The following is a 683-nucleotide window of genomic DNA, read 5'->3' on the forward strand; positions in this document are numbered from 1 at the left end:
CTCGAAGAATAATCCCGGCATTACCCATGAAGGTACTTAGGCGACCGATGGAATCTACATTATCTGCTTGGGTCACCCAATGATAATTCTTAACGCCGTCTGCTTGCGCCTGACAACCCGCCATTGGCGTAGGCAGGTATGGTAGTAAACGCTCACCTACAGCAACTGGGCCAGAACCTGGTCCACCGCCACCGTGAGGTGTTGCAAAGGTCTTGTGCAAGTTCATATGCAGCACGTCAAAACCCATATCGCCCGGGCGTACTTTACCCAAGATCGCGTTCAGGTTCGCACCATCGTAATAAAGCAAACCGCCCGCGTCATGAACCGTCTTGGCAATCTCTTCGATCTGTCTTTCGAACACGCCGCAGGTCGAAGGGTTAGTCATCATGATCCCGGCTGTTTGTGGGCCAACTGCTTCTTTAAGCGCTTCCAGGTCAACATCACCGCCTGACTTTACAGGGATCTCTTTTACCTTATAACCACACATTACCGCTGTAGCAGGGTTTGTCCCATGAGCTGCTTCTGGAACGATAATTTCAGTTCTTCCAAAATCTTCACGTGCTTCGTGATAGGCTTTGATCATCGCAACACCGGCGAATTCACCTTGTGCACCGGCCATAGGGCTTAGTGATACACCCGCCATACCCGTCACTTCTTTAAGTACTTCCTGAAGCTCATAGACA

1 protein-coding gene is annotated in these 683 nt (G+C 50.5%); it reads right to left on the reverse strand.

The window, feature by feature from the left end; translation table 11 throughout:
* Positions 1-683, reverse strand: a 683-nt coding sequence (locus A3766_RS26595) for an aminotransferase class V-fold PLP-dependent enzyme (RefSeq protein ID WP_156509164.1), incomplete at both ends; no start/stop codon positions are given.

Source organism: Oleiphilus sp. HI0132, from assembly GCF_001635845.1.